This window comes from Actinomycetota bacterium (assembly GCA_036280995.1).
GTDB lineage: Bacteria > Actinomycetota > CALGFH01 > CALGFH01 > CALGFH01 > CALGFH01.
Window position 1 is genome coordinate 1 of the sequence record DASUPQ010000737.1, and the last position, 4,003, is coordinate 4,003.

The following is a 4,003-nucleotide window of genomic DNA, read 5'->3' on the forward strand; positions in this document are numbered from 1 at the left end:
GGGACGCCGACCAGCGGGCTCCGTCCAAGCGGCTCCTCGGACGACAACTGATCAGCGTTACCGCTGGTCAGCATAGGTGTGGAGCCCCCCGCCGGAATCGAACCGGCGACCCCATCCTTATCATCGATGCGCGAGTGGTCACGACGCCGTGCAGCACCTCACGTGTCCCCACAGTCACGCAGGCAGGAGGCGCTGTAGGAGGTCGAGTTGTGAGGCGGAGCGAGGTTGGGTGTAGCGAGGTTTCTGGCAAATTTCTGGCACGGCCCTGATTGCTGGTCTGTGCTGGCTCGCAGGACCGCGGGCCATTCCATTTAGGTGGCCACCTCATGGCGCGTGACTGTCGCCCACGGGACCGGGCCGGCCTGGGGGAGTCCGACGAGGCTTCCCCGGGAAGGAAGGCCTCAGCAGCCTACCCAGGGGCTGCTGGGGAGCCTGCAACCGATGGGAGCTGGTCATGGCCGAGCGATCCACGCGGCCTGCGGTGCTGGCAAGGGGCTGGCGCTCGCGTCCGGGCGTGGTGCGGGTGGCCGCCGTGCTGCTCGGGCTGTTCGGGCTGTTGCTGGTACTGGTCGAGGCCGATCAGGGAGACCTTGACGCCGAGGAGCTGGTGACGGCCCTGGTGCTGGTGTCCGCCGCAGTCGCCCTGGTATGGGCCGGGCGGCTGGGCTACTGGGTCGGCCTGACCGTGGCCGCCCTGGTTGCCGTGCTGCTGGTGGTGGTGCTGACACGACGCCCTGGAGTCGCCGGAGTAGTCGTCACGGCTATTTGCGCCCTGCCGCTGCTGCTGCTGGTGCTGCCGGCGGCCCGCCGGCCTCGACCGGCGACCAAGCCAGTGTCGTCCTCGGCGACGCTCGAGCAGCCGCAGGGGTCGACCCGACCGTTCGCCGGTGGCTGGGGACAGTTCGCATTCATGGTCGTCATCGGCGGGCTGCTGAGTGTGGGTGGGCTGATGATGGCGCTGAGCAGCCGGGGTGCCGAGCGCGGCGCCGGCGCCGCCATCGCCCTGTTCTTCTTTGCCTGCCTGCTCACGGCGCCCCTGTTTGCGCCCGGGCGGCGGGGTGGCCCCTTGCGGCTGGAGACCGTGCGGCTGGGCGGCCGCCAGGAGCGCGGCATCCTGGTGCCCTACTCGGGCCTGCGGATGGCGATCGTGCTCGGGGCGACCGCCTGCCTGGCCCTGGCGAGCCTGGGGCTCATAGTGTTCGCCGACGCGTTTGCCGACGACCCCGGGGAGTCGCCCTGGCCGGTGCGGCTGGTCGGCGCGGTCGGCACCGTGTTCTTCGGCGTGGGAGGCTTCATCGCCGCCCGCCGGGGCTGGGGCCGCAACTGGCGGCTGCTGCTCACCCCCTCAGCCGTGGTCATCGCGATGGGTGACGCGCGAACCGTGGTCCCCTGGGAGGCGATCCAGCGGGTACGAGCCACCGAGGTGACGACCCATGTCCGTGGAGTCGCGGTCACAGAACCGCTGGTGGGCATCGACGTCAGCGACCCCCAGGCCATCCAGAGCGGCCCGTTGGAGCGGCTGCTGTTGCCGGTGAACCGCCGCCTGGCTGCCGACATCACCCTGCCCGTCCGCACCCTGGACATCGACCCGGCACTGCTCTTGGAGGCTCTGCGCTACTACCACCAGCACCCCCAGGCGCGGGCCGAGCTCGCGACCCAGGATGGACTGGCACGCCTGCAACACGGCCAGCCCACCTCGACACACTCAGCCAGCCAGTGACCGGTACGGCCGGTGCACCACTCCCGAGTCTTTAGGACACCCACCAGCCATCGGATGTCTCCACCTTGGGGAGGACAGCGAGCCGGAGCTTCACCTGCCGGCCGACCAGCAACTGTCACCCTGGGGCTGACGACGGACAGCGCCCGGCGGCCTATCGTCGATGACATACCAACAGGCGCCCACAGGAGGGCGCCGATGAAGGAGAAGGGTCATGAACAGGACCTGCCCGGCCTGCTCGGCCAGGCTGGACCAACAAGCACCAACCTGCCCTCAATGCGGCGCCAACCTCGCCGCGATCGGGACGACCGGTGCGGTGGACCAGGCGGTCCGCAACACCGCCGTGGTCGCCCACCTGTCGACCTTCGCGGGGCTGGTCCTGCCCTTCGGCTCGGTCATCGGACCGTTGGCCGTCTGGCTGACCCGACGCAACGAGGACCCGTTCATCGACGACGCCGGACGGGAGGCGCTGAACTTCGGTATCTCGATCGCAATCTATGGCCTGGTGATGCTGGTCGCGGCCTTGATGCTGATCGGAATTCCCTTCCTCATCGTCGGGCTGGTCGCCTGGGTGGTGCTGGCCTCGCTGGCCGCCGCCAAGGCCAGCCAGGGCCAGGGCTACCGGTACCCACTGACGATGCGGTTCGTCCGCTGAGTGACCAAGCCCAGAGTGAACGGCCGATGAGGCCGGCGTCACTCTGGGCTTTCCTCGATCGTTGATTGAGCATCCCGCCGCGGTGGCCGCGCCGTCACCGGTAAGACGGCAATGCCGCCGTAGCGGCTACGGCGACAGCAGACGGGCGAAGACCGCATCCTCGGCCACGCCGGTCCTCCACCGCACCTGCAATCGGTAGGCCCCCCGCGGGTAGGGCTACCAGCAGTCCTGTGACCACCTCGGCACGGGGCGTGGACATGGAGGCCGGCCTGTAGGCCCTGGGCGTCGGCCCGGGCGACGCCCGAACCAGCGGCACGCTGTTGTCCCTGACTTCGTCGAGCGCAGAGCTGAACAGCGCCAGTTCACCGCCGGGAAGCGTGAGGGTGCCGCCGTGTGCATCTGCGTTGGGCGGGTAGGCCAGTGCATCCTTGAGCGCGTGATCATAGGGCTGGCCGCTGACGTGGAGGACGGCGAGGCGGTCTCGCCCCGATTGGAAACCTCGATCCATCCTTCGTCGTTGACGCTGCCGTCGCCGATGATCCCGGCGAAGCCGCCACCGACCGGGATGCGGGTCGCCTCTGACCCCAGGTCGACGAGTTCGTCGAACCGTTCGTCGCTGTCCCAGGCGTCGACCAAGCTGCTGTCCATGGCCAGCAGCGGCTCGCCGTTGGTCCAGACCCGTCCAATGTGTATCCACGGTTCCGACACGGCACTACCAATGCTTGCGGCGAGGCGAATACCAGCCCAGCCTGGCCGACGACCCGCAGTTGACGATGCCACAAGGCCAGAGGCTAGAGCGCGGTCCTGAAGCCGATCAACCTGTCGTGCGAGGCGAGTCGGTGGCGTCGTCGAAGGGTGTTGCGCGCGGGCGCTGGCGCGAGATGTGCGTTGCAGTTGGTAGTGCAGCCGAACAAGCCGTCGCCGACCCGGCCGCTGCGGCGGCTAAGGCCTTCACCCCCGACCTGACCCGAGCAGGCCACCGAGGCTGTTCGACCGACGCTTACCCCGGGTCGCGCTTGCCCGGTCGCCCTCTCGGCTGGACGGGACGGACGCCGCCACCGCTACGAGCCAGATCCGCCCCGGTTCCCTAGACACGATGCGGACCGTGGCCGCAGCGGGCGGCCCGACCGACTCAAAGCATACAAATCGAGCTGGCAAACCTTCTGGCAAACGGCGGCCAGCGGCCCTCGCCCTGGGAAAGGCCAGGCGCCGAACCAGGCCTGAGCTGCTGGTTTGGGGTGGAGCCCCCCGCCGGAATCGAACCGGCGACCCCATCCTTACCATGGAACCACCAGGGAACCGCTGTGCGGACCGCCCTTTCCCAGCTCGTGCCCGACCGCCGGGGCCAAAGTTATCGGTTCTCTTTCGGTGAAGTTATGCGTTCATCTACCAGCTGATCGGGATTGGACTTCGAGCGGGCTCTTGGGATCGGTAGGCCGCCATTACAGTGGCCTGCTCGCGCACCGCTGGTAGGTGTCCTGCCAGGGCCTGAGTCGCTCGAAGGTGGCGCTGGCGGCCAGCACGTCGGCGTCACCGTAGCGGCGGCCGATCAGCTGCATGCCGACCGGCAACCGGTCCTCGGCCAAGCCCGCGGGGATCGAGGCGGCCGGGTGGCCGGTGAAGTTGACGAA

General features: G+C 68.9%; 3 protein-coding genes and 1 tRNA gene. 2 read left to right on the plus strand and 2 right to left on the minus strand.

Annotated elements, in window-relative coordinates; genetic code table 11:
• Positions 1–79: 79 nt before the first annotated feature.
• A tRNA-Ile gene (locus tag VF468_24700) sits at positions 80–148 on the minus strand.
• Between the two features lie 306 nt (positions 149–454).
• On the opposite strand from VF468_24700, the gene VF468_24705 reads away from it, so the two are divergent.
• The gene (locus VF468_24705; GenBank protein HEX5881490.1) at positions 455–1,720 is read left to right on the plus strand and encodes an STM3941 family protein; all 1,266 of its coding nucleotides are present in this window, start codon (positions 455–457) and stop codon (positions 1,718–1,720) included.
• Positions 1,721–1,931: 211 nt separating this feature from the next.
• Positions 1,932–2,372 (plus strand): DUF4870 domain-containing protein, encoded by a 441-nt coding sequence (locus VF468_24710; protein ID HEX5881491.1) that lies wholly within the window; start codon positions 1,932–1,934, stop codon positions 2,370–2,372.
• A 1,442-nt stretch (positions 2,373–3,814) separates the two neighbouring features.
• Here the strand turns inward: VF468_24710 and VF468_24715 are convergent.
• A partial coding sequence (locus tag VF468_24715) for an amidase family protein (GenBank protein HEX5881492.1) occupies positions 3,815–4,003 on the minus strand: 189 nt, incomplete at its 5' end.